The organism is Nocardia sp. CDC153 (assembly GCF_035818515.1).
Classification (GTDB): domain Bacteria; phylum Actinomycetota; class Actinomycetes; order Mycobacteriales; family Mycobacteriaceae; genus Nocardia.
This window is the reverse complement of record NZ_JAYKYU010000001.1, coordinates 1,726,645-1,743,207: the sequence shown is the minus strand read 5'-3', so window position 1 is coordinate 1,743,207 and position 16,563 is coordinate 1,726,645. Positions and strand designations below refer to the sequence as shown.

The 16,563-nt window shown below is 68.4% G+C and carries 16 protein-coding genes; 6 read left to right on the top strand and 10 right to left on the bottom strand.

Annotated features, from left to right (window positions below; translation table 11 throughout):
- Nucleotides 1-107 precede the first annotated feature (107 nt).
- The 4 genes from panB to VMT65_RS08035 all read left to right on the top strand — a co-directional run bounded on the left by panB (nt 108) and on the right by VMT65_RS08035 (nt 3,504).
- Nucleotides 108-959 carry a 3-methyl-2-oxobutanoate hydroxymethyltransferase gene (panB, locus tag VMT65_RS08050; RefSeq protein WP_326307319.1) on the top strand — a complete coding sequence of 284 codons (852 nt, stop codon included), beginning with the start codon at nt 108-110 and terminating at the stop codon, nt 957-959.
- 242 nt (nt 960-1,201) lie between these two features.
- On the top strand, nt 1,202-1,651 hold the full coding sequence (locus tag VMT65_RS08045; protein WP_326307318.1) for a hypothetical protein: 450 nt from the start codon (nt 1,202-1,204) through the stop codon (nt 1,649-1,651).
- Nucleotides 1,651-2,607 (top strand): prolyl aminopeptidase, encoded by a 957-nt coding sequence (pip, locus tag VMT65_RS08040; protein WP_326307317.1) that lies wholly within the window; start codon nt 1,651-1,653, stop codon nt 2,605-2,607. Before VMT65_RS08045 ends, pip begins: the two co-directional genes overlap by 1 nt.
- Nucleotides 2,608-3,504, top strand: coding sequence for a CHAD domain-containing protein (locus VMT65_RS08035; protein WP_326307316.1), 897 nt, complete (start codon nt 2,608-2,610; stop codon nt 3,502-3,504). It begins immediately after the preceding gene.
- Nucleotides 3,505-3,524: 20 nt separating this feature from the next.
- On the opposite strand, the gene VMT65_RS08030 is transcribed toward VMT65_RS08035, so the two are convergent.
- The gene (locus VMT65_RS08030) at nt 3,525-4,286 is read right to left on the bottom strand and encodes a TIGR00645 family protein (RefSeq protein WP_326307315.1); all 762 of its coding nucleotides are present in this window, start codon (nt 4,284-4,286) and stop codon (nt 3,525-3,527) included.
- Nucleotides 4,287-4,409: 123 nt separating this feature from the next.
- Between VMT65_RS08030 and VMT65_RS08025 the strand changes: the two genes are divergently transcribed.
- A complete protein-coding gene (locus VMT65_RS08025; RefSeq protein WP_326307314.1) occupies nt 4,410-5,327 on the top strand; it encodes a DUF4436 family protein in 918 nt (305 codons plus the stop codon).
- Nucleotide 5,328: 1 nt separating this feature from the next.
- Here the strand turns inward: VMT65_RS08025 and dgoD are convergent, their stop codons facing one another.
- The 8 genes from dgoD to VMT65_RS07985 are packed head-to-tail and all read right to left on the bottom strand — an operon-like array spanning nt 5,329 to nt 13,568.
- On the bottom strand, nt 5,329-6,474 hold the full coding sequence (gene dgoD / locus VMT65_RS08020; protein WP_326307313.1) for a galactonate dehydratase: 1,146 nt from the start codon (nt 6,472-6,474) through the stop codon (nt 5,329-5,331).
- Nucleotides 6,471-7,247 carry an SDR family NAD(P)-dependent oxidoreductase gene (locus VMT65_RS08015; protein WP_326307312.1) on the bottom strand — a complete coding sequence of 259 codons (777 nt, stop codon included), beginning with the start codon at nt 7,245-7,247 and terminating at the stop codon, nt 6,471-6,473. Before VMT65_RS08015 ends, dgoD begins: the two co-directional genes overlap by 4 nt.
- Nucleotides 7,244-8,332, bottom strand: coding sequence for a sugar kinase (locus tag VMT65_RS08010; RefSeq protein WP_326307311.1), 1,089 nt, complete (start codon nt 8,330-8,332; stop codon nt 7,244-7,246). The genes VMT65_RS08015 and VMT65_RS08010 overlap by 4 nt, the downstream gene beginning before the upstream one ends.
- Before the next feature lie 11 nt (nt 8,333-8,343).
- Nucleotides 8,344-8,970: a bifunctional 4-hydroxy-2-oxoglutarate aldolase/2-dehydro-3-deoxy-phosphogluconate aldolase gene (locus VMT65_RS08005; RefSeq protein WP_326307310.1), complete on the bottom strand. Its 627-nt coding sequence runs from the start codon at nt 8,968-8,970 to the stop codon at nt 8,344-8,346.
- On the bottom strand, nt 8,960-9,871 hold the full coding sequence (locus tag VMT65_RS08000; RefSeq protein ID WP_326307309.1) for an SMP-30/gluconolactonase/LRE family protein: 912 nt from the start codon (nt 9,869-9,871) through the stop codon (nt 8,960-8,962). Before VMT65_RS08000 ends, VMT65_RS08005 begins: the two co-directional genes overlap by 11 nt.
- A gap of 20 nt (nt 9,872-9,891) precedes the next feature.
- The gene (locus VMT65_RS07995; RefSeq protein ID WP_326307308.1) at nt 9,892-10,959 is read right to left on the bottom strand and encodes an ABC transporter permease; all 1,068 of its coding nucleotides are present in this window, start codon (nt 10,957-10,959) and stop codon (nt 9,892-9,894) included.
- Between the two features lie 57 nt (nt 10,960-11,016).
- The gene (locus VMT65_RS07990) at nt 11,017-12,528 is read right to left on the bottom strand and encodes a sugar ABC transporter ATP-binding protein (RefSeq protein WP_326307307.1); all 1,512 of its coding nucleotides are present in this window, start codon (nt 12,526-12,528) and stop codon (nt 11,017-11,019) included.
- Nucleotides 12,519-13,568, bottom strand: coding sequence for a substrate-binding domain-containing protein (locus VMT65_RS07985; protein WP_326307306.1), 1,050 nt, complete (start codon nt 13,566-13,568; stop codon nt 12,519-12,521). Before VMT65_RS07985 ends, VMT65_RS07990 begins: the two co-directional genes overlap by 10 nt.
- Nucleotides 13,569-13,722: 154 nt before the next feature.
- Here VMT65_RS07985 and VMT65_RS07980 point away from each other — a divergent pair, with 154 nt between their 5' ends.
- Complete coding sequence (locus tag VMT65_RS07980) at nt 13,723-14,970, top strand: ROK family protein (RefSeq protein WP_326307305.1); 1,248 nt, start codon at nt 13,723-13,725, stop codon at nt 14,968-14,970.
- Between the two features lie 63 nt (nt 14,971-15,033).
- On the opposite strand, the gene VMT65_RS07975 is transcribed toward VMT65_RS07980, so the two are convergent.
- Complete coding sequence (locus tag VMT65_RS07975) at nt 15,034-16,536, bottom strand: MFS transporter (RefSeq protein ID WP_326307304.1); 1,503 nt, start codon at nt 16,534-16,536, stop codon at nt 15,034-15,036.
- Between the last annotated feature and the right edge of the window lie 27 nt (nt 16,537-16,563).

Below are 16,563 nucleotides of genomic sequence, written 5' to 3'. Positions count from 1 at the left end.
GTGAGCAATTGCATCCCGGCCGGTGGGGGCTCGGATGGCAGACTGATTTCGTCACAACAACCCGGGGACCCGAGACGGGCCTCGAGGAACAGACGAAAGGGACGATGATGTCCGTATCCGATGCGGAAACCCCTGTGTACGGGTCCGCGGCACCGAAAACTTCCAAGCGGAAGACGCGAGTGCAGCATCTGGCCCAGATGAAGCAGGCCGGGGAGCGGTGGTCCATGCTCACCGCGTACGACTATTCGACCGCCCGGCTTTTCGAAGAGGCCGGGATTCCGGTTCTGCTGGTGGGCGATTCGGCCGCCAATGTGGTGTACGGCTACGACACCACGGTGTCGATCACCGTCGACGAACTCATTCCGCTGGTGCGCGGCGTGGTGCGCGGTGCGCCGCACGCGCTGGTGGTGGCCGATCTGCCGTTCGGCAGCTACGAGTCCTCGCCGGAGCAGGCCCTCGCCACGGCCGTGCGCTTCATGAAGGAGGGCGGCGCGCACGCGGTCAAGCTCGAGGGCGGTGAGCGGGTGGCCGACACCATTCACAAGCTGACCGCCGCGGGCATTCCGGTGATGGCGCACATCGGCTTCACCCCGCAGAGCGTCAACACCCTGGGCGGCTTCCGCGTGCAGGGTCGCGGCGACGGGGCCGAGCAGCTCATCGCCGACGCCATCGCGGTCCAGGAGGCCGGCGCCTTCTCCGTGGTCATGGAGATGGTCCCCGCCGAGCTGGCCGGTCAGGTCACCCGCAAGCTGACCATTCCGACCGTCGGCATCGGCGCCGGCGCGGAATGCGATGCCCAGGTGCTGGTCTGGCAGGACATGGTCGGCTACACCGGCGGCAAGACCGCCAAGTTCGTCAAGCAGTTCGCCGATGTGGGCGGCCAATTGCGCACCGCCGCAGCCACTTACGCCGACGAAGTGCGACGCGGCGTGTTCCCGGGCCCGGAACACAGCTACTGATCCGACCCGACGCCTCGTGACCGACGCCCCCACGGAACACCGTGGGGGCGTTGTCGTCTCCCGCTTCGCAGGTATCCCGACGCCCGCTCCTGCTCACCGCCATTCCCTCGTGGGAACATTTGATAGCTGTCGGCTATTGGCACACATTCGGCGATGGTCTTCTCAGTCCGCCCGCATGTTTTGGTGGCAGACTCGGAGTCCAACGAGCTGGATCGACCAAAGGGAAGTTCATGGATCGTGGAATGAGTCGCTGGATTCGGCGCGTGCCGGTGCTGGTCGCGGCGGTGGGTGCCGTGGCGTTGGTGGCGGCGTGCGGGGACAACTCCTCGACCGGATCGTCCCAGCCGCAGGGGTCGGGCTCGCCGCTCACCTCGACGGGTGCGCCGACCACCACGGGTGCGCCGAGCACCTCGGCCAACGGCTCGCAGCTGAATGTGACCGCCGACCAGGCCAAGCAGCTGTGCGACATGCTGCGGCCGCAGCTGTCGGACTGGCGGGTGCAGACCCCGACCATGGACAAGATCTCGCTGAACGCGACCGTCGTGCAGTGGGCGGCGCAGAACGGGCTGTTCCTGCCGAACGAGCGCGGCGTGGTGGATCGGGTCACCACCCAGAGCTGTTCGGATGTGCGTGACGAGGCGCTCAAGGCGATCGAGATCCCGAACCTGTCCGCGGGGCTGGTGGCGGGCTGATGCGCACCCTCTACGCGCCGATCGAGCCCTACGAGCAGGGCATGCTCGATGTCGGCGACGGCCAGCGGCTCTACTACGAGGTGAGCGGAAACCCGGACGGCAAGCCCGCGGTCTTCCTGCACGGCGGCCCGGGCGGTGGCACCGCGCCGTATCACCGGCAGTTCTTCGACCCCGAGGCGTACCGCATCGTGCTGTTCGATCAGCGCGGCTGCGGCAAATCCACCCCGCACATCGCCGACGGCGCCAGCCTCGAGCACAACACCACCTGGCATCTGGTCGCCGATATCGAAAGGCTGCGAACGCATTTGGGCGTCGAGCGCTGGCTGGTGTTCGGCGGTTCCTGGGGTTCGACACTGGCGCTGACCTATGCGCAGACCCATCCGGACCGGGTCACCGAATTGGTCTTGCGCGGGATATTCCTGTTGCGACGCAAGGAAATCGATTGGTACTACAATGGCTCCGCGGGATACGTGTATCCCGATGAGTGGGAGAAGTTCCTGGCGCCGGTGCCGGAAGCCGAACGCGGACACGATCTCGTCGAGGTCTACCACCGCCTGCTGCACTCCCCCGATGCCGCACTCGCCACCGACGCGGCCGTCGCGTGGTCTACCTGGGAGGGCGCCACGAGTTCCCTGCTGCCCCAACCGGATCGGGTCGCCGAAACCGCCGACCCGCGCTTCGCGCTGGCCTTCGCCCGCATCGAGAACCACTATTTCGTCAACCACGGCTTCCTCGACGAGGGGCAGCTGTTGCGCGATATCGAGCGCATCGCCCACATTCCCGGGGTGATCGTGCAGGGCCGCTACGACGTGGTGTGCCCGGCCACCAGTGCCTGGGATCTGCACAAGGCCTGGCCCGGTTCGGAATTGCATCTGGTGCCCGACGCCGGTCACGCCGCCCTCGAACCCGGCATCACCCACCATCTGGTGGAGGCCACGGACAAGTACAGGATGTAGATGAAGACGACAGCCGGTCCCGCATTGGTCGACGCAGTAGCCGCCGATGTGGACCGGCTGTGTACGGCCGAACCCGATGTGCGCGAAGACCTTCCGGATTCGGTGCACCGGATGCGGGTGGCCACCCGGCGCTTGCGCAGCGTGCTCAAGTCCTATCGCCGGGTGTTGCGCCGCAAGCCGGTCGCCGAGATCACCGACGAATTGCGGTGGCTGGCAGGGCTGCTCGGGGTGGCGCGCGATGCCGAGGTGCGGGCCGAGCGGTTCGCCTCGCTTTTGGGCGACACCGGGGTGCCGTTCGACGAGGAGACCGTGCCGCTCGGCGAGAAGTCGGCTCCCCGAAGGGATTTCGGTGAGCGACTGGTGGCCGACGAGCGCCGGTTCTACGCCGGGGCGCACCGGGCGGTGGTGGACGCCTTCGACAGCCGCCGCTATCACACCCTCGTGGCTCGAATGCACGGGTTGATCAGCAACGCCCCCTTGCGTTCCGCGCAGGCGGATCAACCGGCCGAGAAGGTCTTCGCCGCGGTCCTGCGACACGACTTCCGGGAGCTGCGCCGCCTGGTGCGCGAGGAACCCGGTCTCAGCGCGGACGAGCGCGTCGAGCACCTGCACGAGATTCGCAAGGCCGCCAAGCGCCTGCGCTATTCGGCCGAGGCCGCCACCACCGTACTGGGCGAGCCCGCCGCGGAACTCGGCAAGCGAGCCAAGCGCCTCCAGGGCGTCCTCGGTGATCACCGTGACGCCGTGGAGGCCCTGCAAACCCTGCGCACCCACGCCGCCGACGCAGACGAGTCCGGCTACCAACGCCTGTGCGACGCCGAAGAAGCGGCCGCCGCGAAGGCGCTGGAGGAGTACCCCGACGCCATCGAGTTCCTTCGCCACCGCGCTCTGGGCTGAGCGCCGGAATGACGGGAGGTCTAGTTGATGCGGGTGGTCGCCTGATCGCCGTGTCCCCATGGGACAGGGTGTGAACCCTCGGCAGCGGGAACCGGTGCGCCGTGCCCGTATTCACCATTGCCGCCCTGGTGTGCGCCCGGGCGTCCCCCGTGCGCGGCGTGGTGTTCTCCTTGTGCGCCAGGGTGTTCCGCGTGCGCGCCGTGGTGGTCCTTGTGCGCGGCGTGCGGCATGATGCGGTCGATCCAGGCCAGCAGGACCGCGGACAGCACGAAGGCCAGGTGGATGATGACGGGCCACATGTAGCGGGCCGAGTGCGCGCCGGGGTTGGTGTCGGTGGTGATGCTGATGAAGGTCTTGAGCAGGTGGATCGAGGAGATGCCGACGATCGACATGGCCAGTTTGACCTTCAGGACGTTCGCGTTGACCTGGGCCAGCCATTCGGGTTGGTCCGGATGCCCGTCGATGCGCAGGCGGGACACGAAGGTCTCGTAGCCGCCGACGATCACCATGATCAGCAGATTGGAGATCATGACCACGTCGATCAGGCCCAGCACCGACAGCATGATGTTGGTTTCGACATTGCCCTCGTCGAACAGCCCGTGCACCAGATCCCACAGCTCGCGCAGGAATTGCCACACGTACGCGGCCTGCGCCACGATCAGGCCGAGGTACAGCGGCAGCTGCAGCCAGCGGCTCAGGAAGATGAAATAGCCGAGACTGCGCTGCTGGGCGGCCTCCGGGGAAGGCGCGATCGGATAGGGATTCGGTTGCGGAAAAGCCATGGGAGCCAATGAAGCACGCGAGAAATCACGCGCCCATCAGTTCTCGATCACGCCGCCTCGGCCCGAGCCCGAATTGATGTTTTCCTGATCGTTCCGTGATGGCGGCGTCGATAGGTTCGCCGCGTGCAACACGGAATCAAGCAGAAACGTCGTGGCCCGCTGTGGGTGGTCGCGATCGCGGCGGCGCTCATCGTGGGCCTGGTGCTCGCATTGTCGACCTACGAGGTGGGACGCACCCGGTCGGAGGCGTCGCACGCCTTCGGCAATACCGAGGTCAAAGATCGCGTGGATCTGGGGATCTGGGTCGGCAAGATCGATCCGGTGACGCAGACCGCGACGGTCGAGGTGCTGGCCACCCCGCGCGGCGCGCTGGCCGACAAGAACGGCCGCTTCGCCTCCGACGCCCTGCTCTACACCTCGGCGCTCAAGGCCGACCCGATCAAAATCAAAGCGGGCGAGCCGATCTCGGCGTCCGAGGTGAAGGTGGTCGTGGAGGGCACGCTCACCGACTATCCCTTCGACAGCTATGACGCGGTCCTGGCGTTCGACATCTACAACGGCGACAAGCGTTTGCCCACCGCGGCGACCGTGGCCAGCGGCGACACCCTGTTCTCGGTGAGCGAGCAGCCGGAAACCAGTGACGACAATGGTATCGACCTCACCTTGCACGCGGGCCGGTCCGTGCCGTCGCTGGTCTTCGCCGTATTCGTCATGGTGCTCATGCTGGGTCTGGCCCTGGCCGCCGCGATCGCCTGCTATTACGTGCTCAGCGGTCGGCGCGGTCTGATGTTCCCGGCCGTATCCATGATGGGCGCACTGCTTTTCGCGCTGGTGCCGCTGCGCAATGCGGTGCCGGGTGGTGCTCCGATCGGCTCGATCATCGATTTCACGTCGTTCTTCATTGCCGAGGGCATTATCTCGGCGGCGCTGGTCGGCACGGTGGTGGTCGGCTATCGCGTCGAAATGGCGAAGGAGCGTGCCGAAAAGGCCGCGACCCAGCATCCGACCGATCAATTCCGAATGCTGGCCCCGCAGCGGTGATTCACCATTCGGCGAGCGAGCCGTCCCGACGCTGCCAGACCGGATTGCGCCAGCGATGGCCGACCTCGGCAGCGCGGGCCACGGCACGCTCGTCGACGCGGATGCCCAGGCCCGGCTCGTGCAGCAGACCGACGTACCCGTCCCGGTACTCGAAAACCGTTGGGTCGACGAGATAGTCGAGCAGGTCGGAGCCCGTGTTGTAGTGAATGCCGAGGCTCTGTTCCTGGATGAGCAGATTCGGGGTGGCGAAGCCGACCTGCAGACTGGCCGCGAGGGCGATCGGTCCGAGCGGGCAGTGCGGGGCCAGCGCGATATCGCGGGCTTCTGCGAGGGCGGCAATGCGGCGGACCTCGGAGATGCCACCCGCGTGGGACAGGTCCGGCTGCACGACGGCCACCCCGCGTTCGAGGACCGGCAGGAAGTCCCAGCGGGAGAACAGCCGCTCACCGGTCGCGATGGGAATGCTGGTGGCAGCGGTGATCTCGCCGATTCGATCGGAGACCTCCGGCACCAGGGGTTCTTCCACGAAGAACGGCAGGTACGGCTCGAGCAGGGGCAGCACGCGCCGGGCCATGGCGACGGAGAGGCGGCCGTGGAAGTCGACGGCGATGTCGAATTCGTCGCCGACCGCGTCTCGCACCGCCGCCACCCGCTCGACAATGCCGAGGGTCGCGCGCGGGGTGTCGATGAGCTCGAGCTCCGCCGAGGCGTTCATCTTGATCGCGGTGAAGCCCTGGGCTTTTCGCTCCAGGGCGGCGGCCGCGACATCGTCGGGTCGGTCGCCGCCGATCCAGCTGTACACCCGGACGCGGTCACGCACCGCGCCACCGAGCAACTGCCACACCGGGACACCGAGCGCCTTGCCGGTGATGTCCCACAGCGCCTGGTCGATTCCGGCGACCGCGCTCGAAAGGATCGGCCCGCCACGGTAGAAGCCGCCCTTGGTGAGCGTCTGCCAGTGCGCCTCGATGCTCATCGGATCCTTGCCGACGAGGTAGTCGGCGAGTTCGTCGACGGCGGCGGCCACGGTGTGCGCCCGCCCCTCGATCACGGGTTCGCCCCAGCCGGTGATGCCCTCGTCAGTGTCGATGCGCAGGAAGCACCAGCGCGGCGCGACCAGGTGGGTGGTGAGTGCGGTGATCTTCACCGGGATTCCTTTCGCACGCTCCAGCCGCCGTCGACGACGAGGTTCGCGCCGGTGATGAAGGAGGCGTCGTCGGAGGCGAGGAAGGCGACGGCGGCCGCGACTTCCTCGGGTGCGCCGAGTCGATCCAGAACTGTTGCCCGGGCGGACAATTGACGCCCTTCGGCATCGACGTCATCCCAGACCGGGGTGAGGATCGGGCCGGGGAGCACGGCGTTCACGCGCACGCGATCCTGGCCGTATTCCACCGCCAGTTGCCGCACCAGTGCGGTCAGCCCGCCCTTGGCGGCGGCGTAGACCGGGTATCCGGGCAGCCCGAACTGCGCGTGCACGCTGGAGACGGCCACGACATTCCCGCGCCGAGCACGCAAGTCGTCGATGAAGGCCCGGACGCCGAGGAACAGCGGAGTCAGATTGACGGCCAATCCGTCGTCCCACTGCTGCCTGCTCAATTGGTGCGCCGGGATGATCGCCTGCCGGGAGGCGTTGCTGCACAGGAAGTCCAGGGCCCCGAAGCGCTGTTCCACCCGCTCTCGCAGGGACTCCCACGACTCCTCGAGCGAGACATCGCACCGGTGGAACTCGGCCCGCCCGCCCGCCGCGCGAATCTTCTCCGCGACCTCGCGCCCACCGGTCTCGTCGATATCCGCGATCACCACCGCGGCGCCCTCGGCCGCGAGTCTGCGCGCCGTCGCCGCGCCGATCCCGGACGCCGCGCCCGTGACCACCGCGACCCTGTCCGCCAGCCGACCCATGCTCTTCCCCTTCGTACTCATCGCTGAACATCCACCCCATCGAGCAACCCGAGCTCGTCCCGATATGGCAACCCCGCCCAATCACCCGCCACCGACACGGCGAACGCCCCGCACAGCGCCGCCAACCGCAGCCGCTCCGACACCGTCCCGCCATCGAGCAGGCCGGCCAGATACCCGGCGACGAACGCGTCCCCGGCCCCGATCGGATCGACGGCGGTCACCGGCACCGCGCCCTCGCGCAGCAACTCGCCACCGGCCCAGGCCGCCGCGCCGTCCGCGCCGAGCTTGAGGACCACCTCCGAGGGCCCCAGCGCCGCAAGCGATTCGGCCACGAGCGCGAGATCATCCGGGTCCACGGCGTCATCCGGATCCACGGGGTCATCCAGGGCCACCACGTCCTCCAGGGCGACCACCGTCATCCCGGCATGGGCGACATCTGTCATCCCGGCATGCTTTCGCGCCGGAATGACGGGGGGATTCGACGCACCCGAGTTCGCCGGACGGCCGTCGCTCAGGAGCAGCGCGGCCTCGTCGACTCCCGCGAAGAGGATGTCGGCCTTGGCGGCCAAGCTCGCCAGCTCCGCGGCGGCAGCGGCGGGTGTCCACAGCGCGCGCCGATAGTTGACGTCCAGGGACACCGGGACATCGGCGTCGCGGGCAATGCCGATCGCCAAATCGACTGTCGCGCGGGCTGATTCACTCAGGGCGGGGGTGATGCCGGTGAGGTGCAGAACCCCGGCCGTGGCGATGCGCGTCGCGTCGATCGCGTCGACCGACAGGCACGAGCCCGCCAGGCCGCGCCGGTAGTAGGTGCCGCGAATCCGGTCGGCGGTGCGGCGCTCGCGCAGCATCAGCCCGGTCGGCAGCTCGGGGTCGACGCGGCAGTGGGCGATATCCACGCGCTCGGCGCGCAGTCGATCCAGGATCATGCGACCCACGGAGTCCGCGCCGACGCTGCCGACCCAGGTGCTGTGGTGGCCGAGGCGGCTCACGCCAATGGCGACGGTGGCCTCCGCGCCCGCGAAGTCCAGTCGCATTCCCGCGCCGGGGGCCAGCGGCCCGGGGTCGGTCGCCGCCACCACGCCGAGCGCTTCCCCGAGCGTCACCAGTCCGCCCCTCATGGCAGCTGGTCCCGCAGGACGAGCGCGCGCTCGCGCAGCGCGTCGAGATCACCACCGGCACAGGCGTCTCCGATGAGCGGTGATCCGATCCCCAGTGCCGCGGCCCCCGCATCCAGATACGCGCGGGCCTCGCCGAGTCCGACCCCGCCGGTGGGCACCAGCGGAATATCGGGCAGCGGCGCACGGACGGCCTTGATGTACTCCGGTCCTCCGATGGATGCCGGGAAGACTTTTACCATGCTGCTGCCCGCCGTCCACGCGCGGTGAATCTCGGTGGGCGTCAACGCACCCGAGATCACCGGCACGCCGAGGCGGCGGCCCTCCGCGATCACCTCCTCGATCACCGCCGGGGTGATCAGGTAGGCCGCACCGGCATCGACGGCCCGTTCGGCGTCCTGTGCCGTCAGGACCGTGCCCGCGCCGACGGGGTGTGCGAAGCCCGCGCAGTCGCGGATCGCGTCGAGCGCGCCGGCGGAGTTGAGCGTGAATTCCACCGCGGTGATGCCCGATTCCTGGAGGACGGCGGTGACCTCGGCGAACCGCTTGGCGGAGGGTGCGCGCAGAATCGCGACGACGGGAATGTCCGGCCGCAGCGGATCGGCGGCCCGTGTCTCATCGGCCATTGGCCACGACCAACCTTTCATCGGCGAATAGCGTTGCGGGCAGCCCGGTGACACCGGGGCGGCACGCGAACAGGCGGCCCGCGTGCGGTTCTCCGGCGGCCTCGTCCTCGGCCGCGGTGGTGATCACCAGGACGTCCAGATCGGGACCGGCGAAGGTGCAGGACGAGACCTGGGAGGGGCCGACATCGACGGTGGCGCACGGGTTTCCGGAGGGGTCGAAGGCGCGGACCTGGCCCGCGCCCCAGACCGCGACCCAGACATTGCCCTCGGCGTCGACGGTCAGACCGTCCGGTTCACCGTCGGGGAAGTGCGCGAAGGGCTTGCCCTCGCCGAGGGTTCCGGTGTCGAGGTCGTATTCGAAGACGTCCACGCGATGGGTGGGGCTGTCGGCGTGGTAGAGGGTGCGGCCGTCGGGGCTCCAGCCCAGACCGTTGGAGATGGTGATGCCGGTGCGGAGGGTGGTCAGCGTACCGTCCGGGTCGAGGCGGTAGAGCTGAGCGCTGCCGGTCCCGCCGGTGCTTTCGGCCATGGTGCCCGCGAGCAGTCGGCCGCGCGGATCGACCTTGGCATCGTTGAAACGGCGTCTCACACCGTCGTCCGGAAACGGAACCTTCACGACGGGCCGGATGCTGTCGGGCGAACCATCGATACGGACGATGGTGTCGCCCGCCGTCGCCAACAGGCGGCCGGAGGCGCACGGCAGCACCGCGCTCACGGGTGGTGTGAGGGTGCGGGTCACGTGCGGGATCAGGTCGGGGGTGGGACCGGTGAGCATGGCGCAGTGGATGTGGCCGCCACGGATGTCCACCCAGAGCAGTTCCTGTGTGCGGGAGTCCCATACGGGTCCTTCGCACAGTCGGCCGGGTGGCGGTGCGCACAGGTGTGCCGTCAGAGTGTTCATGAGTGCTCTCCGAGCCGCGATTATGTCGGCAGGCCGACGGCGCGTTCGCCGCTGCGGCGCTGCTGGATCACCACGGCCGCGACCAGCAGCGCACCCTGGGCGACGTTCTGCCAGAAGGTGTTGACGCCCACCACGTTCAGGCCGTTGTCCAGCGCACCGAGCAGTACGACCGCGAGCAGGGTGCCGCCGACGGTGCCCTTGCCGCCCTTGAGTGCGCAGCCGCCCAGCGCCGCCGCGGTGATCGCCTTGAGTTCCAGGCCCTCGCTGCCGGAGACGGGCTGGCCGGAGCCGGTGCGGGCGGTCAGGATGATGCCGGCGATGGCCGCGACCACACCGGCCAGCATGTACACCGCGATCAGGTACTTGTTGATGTTGATGCCGGAAAGCCGTGCGGCCGTGTCGTTTCCGCCGATCGCGTAGATATTTCGCCCGATGTCGGTGTACTTCAGCAGCACGTGGACGCCCAGCGCGACGAGTGCGAGCACGATCACCGGCACCGGCAGTCCGATCACCTTGCCGCGCGCCAGGAAGATGAACACGTCGTTGTCGAGCACGAAGCCCTGGGCCTTGCCGCCCGAGATCAGCTGCGCCAGACCCTTGTACGCGGCGAGCGTGGCCAGCGTCGCGATCACCGGATTGACCCGGCCGTAGACGATGATCACGCCGTTCACCAGCCCGAGCACCAGGCCGAGGCCGACGGCCGCGAGGATGCCGACGAAGGCGTTGCCCGAGGCCGAGGTGAAGGCCATGGCGCTGATCACCGAGGCGACCCCGGCCTGCGAACCCACCGAGATGTCCAGTGCGCCGCAAATGATGACGACGGTCTGCACGACCGCCAGCAGCCCGAAAACCGTGACGGCGTCCCCGATTCCGGCGATATTGCGCGGATCCAGATATCCGTCGTTGAGCCAGGCGAAGATGGCCACGACCACCACCAGCGCGCCGATCAGGCTGAGATTTCCGGTGCCGATGAAGCGGATCACGCGGCGCGGGGTCAGTGCGGTCAGGCCGCCCAGATAGCGGGCATAGATCGGCGGCGGCGCGGAAATCGCCGCCTCCGTGCTGATTTCGACTCGTTGGTCGGTCATGGGATTCCTAGCTGTCCAAAAGCGCTACAAGGCTGTCCAAAAGTGCTGCAAGGCTGTCTAAGAGCGCTGCACGGTCAGGTCGTCGGCCATGGCGAGGGCGAGAATCGCCTCCTCGCTGGCCTGCGCGCGGTCCAGTTCGCCGGTGACGCGGCCCTGCTGCATGACGACAATGCGATCGGCCAGGCCGAGGACCTCGGGCAGTTCCGAGGAGATGACCAGCACCGCCACCCCGGACTCGGCCAATTCCTCGATGACGTGGTAGATCTCGATCTTCGCGCCGACATCCACGCCGCGGGTCGGCTCGTCGAGGATGAGCACCGCCGGTTTGCGGGCCAGCCAGCGCGCCAGCACCACCTTCTGCTGATTGCCGCCGGAGAGCTTGCGCACCTCCTGCTCGATGGAAGGCGTGCGCACGCGCAGGGATTCGACATACTGCTGCGCGAGTCGCCGTTCCGCGCCGCGCCGCACGAAGCGCCAGCGCCGCAACCGGTCCAGCATGGCGAGCGAGATGTTGTCGCGCACACCGCGATGCAGCAGCAGCGCCTGCGCCTTGCGTTCCTCGGGCGCGTAACCCATTCCGGCGCGCACGGCGTCGCGCGGTTGGCGCAGCCGCAGACGGGTGCCGTCGATGCGCACCTCGCCCGAGCGGATGGGCAGGTCGCCCGCGAGCGCGCCCGCCAGTTCCGAGCGGCCCGCGCCGACCAGTCCGGCCAGGGCCACCACCTCGCCCGCGCGCACCGTCAGGCTCACATCGCGGACGTCGTCGGTGGTGACGTGATCGACCTCGAGCATGACCCGCCCGAGCTCGGAGTGCTTGCGCGCGAACACCGTCGACAGATCGCGCCCGACCATCATCCGCACGATCTCCTGATCGTCGGTCTCGGCGGTCTCGCGCACCCCGACCAGCGCGCCGTCGCGCAGCACGGCCACGCGATCGGCGAGCTGGAAGATCTCCCGCATCCGATGCGACACGTAGATCACCGCGAGCCCGCGCTCCCGCAGCCGACCGATGAGCGCGAACAGCGATTCGGTCTCGTGATCCGACAGCGAGGAGGTCGGCTCGTCGAAGGCGATGACCTTCGCGTCGGTGGTCAACGCGCGCATGATCTCCACCAACTGCCGTTGCGCGGCGGTCAGTTTCGAGCCGAGCGTGTCGGGATCCAGGTCCCGGTCGAAACCGAGCCGGGTCAGATCCTCCCGCACCCGGGCCCGCAGCGCCGCCCGGTCCACCAGGCGACCCGCCTTGCGCGGCAGCGCACCCAGGTAGACGTTCTCGGCGACCGAGACGTGCGGCACGATCTCCGGCTCCTGCCCGATCACCCGGATCCCCGCCGCCCGCGCATCGGCGGGACTCGCGAATTCCAGTGCGGCACCGTCGAGTTCGAGGGTGCCGCCATCGGGACGATGGTCACCGCCGAGGATCTTGATGAGCGTGGATTTGCCCGCGCCGTTCTCCCCCATCAGCGCGGTCACCATTCCGGCGGGGAAGTCCAGGCTCACCTCGCGCAGCGCGGGCACGCCCGCGAAACCCTTGGTGAGCCCGGAGACCCGCAGTCCCGTCAACTGCACGTGACCCCCGCCTGCTGCCAGTTGCTGGCGTCCACCATCTTGGTCGGGGCGAAAGCCTCGGCGGGCATGGCCTTTCCGTTCTTCAGGTAGTCGACCATGGTCTGCACGGCCAGCGCGCCGACATCCTTGCCATTGATGAACAGCGCCGCCTTGAATCCGGTGGGCTTGCCGCCGCGCCATTCCTTGCACGCCAGGTACGCGCCGAGGCCGACACCGAGCACATTGTCCGCGGAGTAGCCCGCGTTCTGGATGGCCGCGACGCCGCCGCTGACGTTCTCGTCATTGCAGCCCATGACGATCCAGTTCTTCACCGAGCGATTGCCCGCCACGGTCGCGGAGATCTTGTTCTGCGCGTCGGACGGGGTGTTGTCGGTGCCGACCTCGATCACCTTCACATCGGCGCCCGAAACATCCTTGAACGCCTTCTCATTCGCCTTCACCCGGTCGGTGCAGACCGTCACGTCCTGCTTCCAGGCGTCGACGATGGCGGTCTCCTCCGGCTTCCAGCCCAGCTTCTTGAAGTCCTCGCCCGCGCGGGTGCCGACCTCGGTGCCCATCTGCGTACCGCTGAATCCGACGCGCGGCACCAGATTGTCCTTGTTGCAGGAGGCCGGATCCGGGCCATTGGTGCAGACCTGGTCGTCGGAGGTGAGCAGGGCGACGCCGCCGGACTTGGCCAGCTGCGCGACCTGCGGCCCGACCGAGGGATCCGGGACGACCACGATGACGCCGTTCGCCTTCTGGTTCACCGCGTTCTGCACCTCGGTGACCGCCTTGTTGGCGTCATTGCCGAGATTGACCACCTTCAGGTCGACGCCGAGCTCCTTGGCCTTGGCCTTGGCGCCGTCGGCCTCGCCGATGAAATATTCCTGGTCGCCTTGTTTCTGGGCGTAGACGAGATTGATCGAGCCCGTGGCGTGCTGTGGGCCGGCGTTGTTCGAGCCCGAATCCTTGCCCGACGAGCAGGCGGTCGCGGCCAGAATCAGCGCTGTTCCGCAGACTATCGCGCTGGTCCATCGGCGTCGGTGGGTCCAGGACATGGGTACTCCTAGGTGATCTGCCACACAGTAGGCATCGGTGGTGATGCCGGTTACAGTAGGACTTCGGATAACTGTTGTAAATACTGTTGGCAGAAGTCATCTCGCGGAGGCTCCGGTACCTTCGCGGCAGCGGGCGAAAGGAGTGGGCACAGCCGTGTACCAGCTGACCGCGCGGGATATCAGGCGGCGCAACAGGTTCTGCGTGCTGCAGGCGGTGTACGCCGCCGCCGGGCACACCAGTCGCCAGGAGATAGCGCGGACCACCGGGCTGTCGTTCGCGACGGTCGGCAATATGATCGCCGAGCTACTCGAGGTGGGCGTCCTCGCCGAACTCGGGTACGAGGCCGCGGGTATCGGGCGGCCGCGCGCGCAGCTCGCCATCAATCCCGGGCGCGGCGTGCTGATCGGCGTGGATATCGCCGAAACCAGTATTCACGTGGATGTTTTCGATCTCGCCATGTCGGTGCTGCGCTCCGCGGAGCTGCCCGTGGACCCGGCCGCGACGGCACCGGCCGATATCGTCGAACTCATAGTGCGCGGCATCGACGAGGTGATCGGGGATGATGCCGGGAAGGTGCTCGGCATCGGGTTGAGCGTTCCGGGTCTGGTCGAACCCGAGAGCGGCACCTCGGTTTTCTCGCCGTATTGGCATTGGCACGATGTCCCGCTCAAGTCGCTGCTCGAACAGCGTTTGTCCTACCCCCTGTATCTGGACAATCCGCTGAAAGCCAGTACGGCGGCGCAGCTTTGGTTCGGGGCGGGCCGCGATGTGGACGATCTGATCGTGGTCACGCTGCGCGCGGGTGTGGGTATCGGTGTCGTCATCGACGGGATGCTCTATCGCGGTGTCACCAATAGCGCCGGCGAATGGGGCCACACCAATCTGGTTCTCGACGGCCGCCCCTGCACCTGCGGCCGCAACGGCTGCGTCGAGGCGTATGTCAGCGCGCCGGGAATTGCCGCGACCCTGCGTGAAATCGATTCCGCAAGCGCCCTGCTCGCGGCCGACGACGCCACCACCGTCGCCGCCATCGCCACGGCCGCCACCCACGGTGACGCCACCGCCCTGGCCGTCATCGACAAGACCGGCCACTACCTCGGCGTGGCCATCGCCAATCTGGTGAACCTCTTCAACCCGCGCCGCATGGTGTTCGGCGATCTGGTGGCCCGCCAGCTCGGCACCCCGCTACTCGAGGCCACCCGCCGCGCCGCCGCCCACCACGCCATGTCCGATCCCTTCGCCGCGGTAACCCTCGAACTGGACGCACTCCCCCACAACCCGTCCAGCCTCGGCGCGGCGACCTTCGCACTGGAGGGATTCCTCGCCGACAGAGAGACTTTCACCTCCGTGGCCACCCGCCGCGCCCGCCGCACCGACAGCCCGCCGCTGACCCCCGCCTAGCCGTGTACCCCGACCGGCAATCCGGTCGGGGTACGGGCCATCGTCCGCTGCAGGCTTCGTCGGCTACAGGCTGGTGGACGCCGTGGCGAACTCACCCGCGCTCGCGAGCGCGACGTCTTCCTCGACCTCGTGCTCGGTCAAGCGACGGCCGGGCTTGCCCAGACCGAACCCGGCCAGCAGGGCGGCCACCGCGAAAAAGGCCGCGCCCGTGAGGAATGCGATGCGGTAGGCACCCTCGGCGGGCAGGGAGACGACCATGCCGTTGGGCAGCTTGTGGGCCAGGGTGTCGCTGGTCAGGATGGTGACGACCAGGGCGGAGCCGATCGCGCCGCCAACGGTTCGCATGATCGAGTTGATCGAGTTGGCGATGCCGGTCTCCTGGGGCGCGACATTCGCCACGAGCAGGGCGGGCATGGCGGCGTAGGCGATCGCGATCGCGGCGTTCGCGACGATCAGTGCCGCGATGACTTCCGCGGTGGTGCTGTGCAGCAGCGCCAGGGAGATCAGGGCCAGCAGGCCGATGACGCTGGCCAGCAACAGCACGAAGCGCGCGCCGATGCGGCCGACCAGCTTTCCGGCGATCGGGCCCATGAGCACCGAGACCACCGCGCCCGGCAGCATGAACGCCACGCTGGTGCGCAGCACGGAGGCGTCAAAACCGAAGCCCGCCAACGCCCGCGGCGTCGCCACGAAGTAGGTCGAGCCCAGGAACACACTGAACATGGCGAAGCCGACGCAGAAGCTGGCCATATTGGTCACCGCGACCGGGCGGTGCGCCAGCAGCGCGGTCGCCACCAGCGGCGAGCGCAGCTTCGACTGCAGCAGCAGGAATCCGGCCAGCACGACGGCCGAGGCGATGAACAGGCCGATCACTCGCGCACTGCCCCAACCCCATTCGTGGCCCTGGGAGATCGGCAGCAGCAGGCACACCAGGCCCAGGCCGAGGACCGCGGCACCGAGGTAGTCGACGCGACCGCCCTGGCCCGCGCGGCGCGGCAGGATGGCGAAGGCCAGCACCAGGACCAGCACGGTCAGCACGACGCACAGCCAGAAGATGCGGCGGTAATCCGCGCCGCCCTGGGTCAGCAGACCCGTCGCCACCAGGGCGACACCGCTGCCCACACCCAGTGTCGAGGCGGTGACGGCCAGCGCACCGGTCAGTCGCGCGACCGGAAGTTCATGGCGCAGCACGCTGATCGCCAGCGGGAACAGGCCGAAGCTCGCGCCCTGCAGGGCGCGGCCGGCGATCAGCAGATCGATGCTGTGCGCGGTGGCGGCGAGCAGACTGCCCGCCAGCGTCACCACCAGGGTCGCCAGGATGACCGGCTTGTGTCCGTAGACGTCGCCGAGGCGGCCGAGCAGCGGGGTGAACGCGGAGGCCGCGAGCATGGTCGCGGTCGTCACCCAGCCGACGGTGGTCGCCGAGACGCCGAGCTGCAGTCCGATCTGCGGCAGCGCCGGGACGGGCAGGGTCTGTGCCATGGCCAAGAGAAACACCGTGCCGGCCATGGTCAGCACGATCGCGGTCGGCGAAGGGGTGCGCCGAGACTCGAGCGGGGAGGTCATTCGTGGGACTCTACGACTAAATCGACA

Excerpts from the sequence above, each read along its gene's own strand:
- panB (WP_326307319.1), top strand. The coding sequence starts at position 108 with ATGTCCGTATCCGATGCGGAAACCCCTGTGTACGGGTCCGCGGCACCG.
- VMT65_RS08045 (WP_326307318.1), top strand. The coding sequence starts at position 1,202 with ATGAGTCGCTGGATTCGGCGCGTGCCGGTGCTGGTCGCGGCGGTGGGT.
- pip (WP_326307317.1), top strand. The coding sequence starts at position 1,651 with ATGCGCACCCTCTACGCGCCGATCGAGCCCTACGAGCAGGGCATGCTC.
- VMT65_RS08035 (WP_326307316.1), top strand. The coding sequence starts at position 2,608 with ATGAAGACGACAGCCGGTCCCGCATTGGTCGACGCAGTAGCCGCCGAT.
- VMT65_RS08030 (WP_326307315.1), bottom strand. The coding sequence starts at position 4,286 with ATGGCTTTTCCGCAACCGAATCCCTATCCGATCGCGCCTTCCCCGGAG.
- VMT65_RS08015 (WP_326307312.1), bottom strand. The coding sequence starts at position 7,247 with ATGAGTACGAAGGGGAAGAGCATGGGTCGGCTGGCGGACAGGGTCGCG.
- VMT65_RS08005 (WP_326307310.1), bottom strand. The coding sequence starts at position 8,970 with ATGGCCGATGAGACACGGGCCGCCGATCCGCTGCGGCCGGACATTCCC.
- VMT65_RS08000 (WP_326307309.1), bottom strand. The coding sequence starts at position 9,871 with ATGAACACTCTGACGGCACACCTGTGCGCACCGCCACCCGGCCGACTG.
- VMT65_RS07995 (WP_326307308.1), bottom strand. The coding sequence starts at position 10,959 with ATGACCGACCAACGAGTCGAAATCAGCACGGAGGCGGCGATTTCCGCG.
- VMT65_RS07985 (WP_326307306.1), bottom strand. The coding sequence starts at position 13,568 with ATGTCCTGGACCCACCGACGCCGATGGACCAGCGCGATAGTCTGCGGA.
- VMT65_RS07975 (WP_326307304.1), bottom strand. The coding sequence starts at position 16,536 with ATGACCTCCCCGCTCGAGTCTCGGCGCACCCCTTCGCCGACCGCGATC.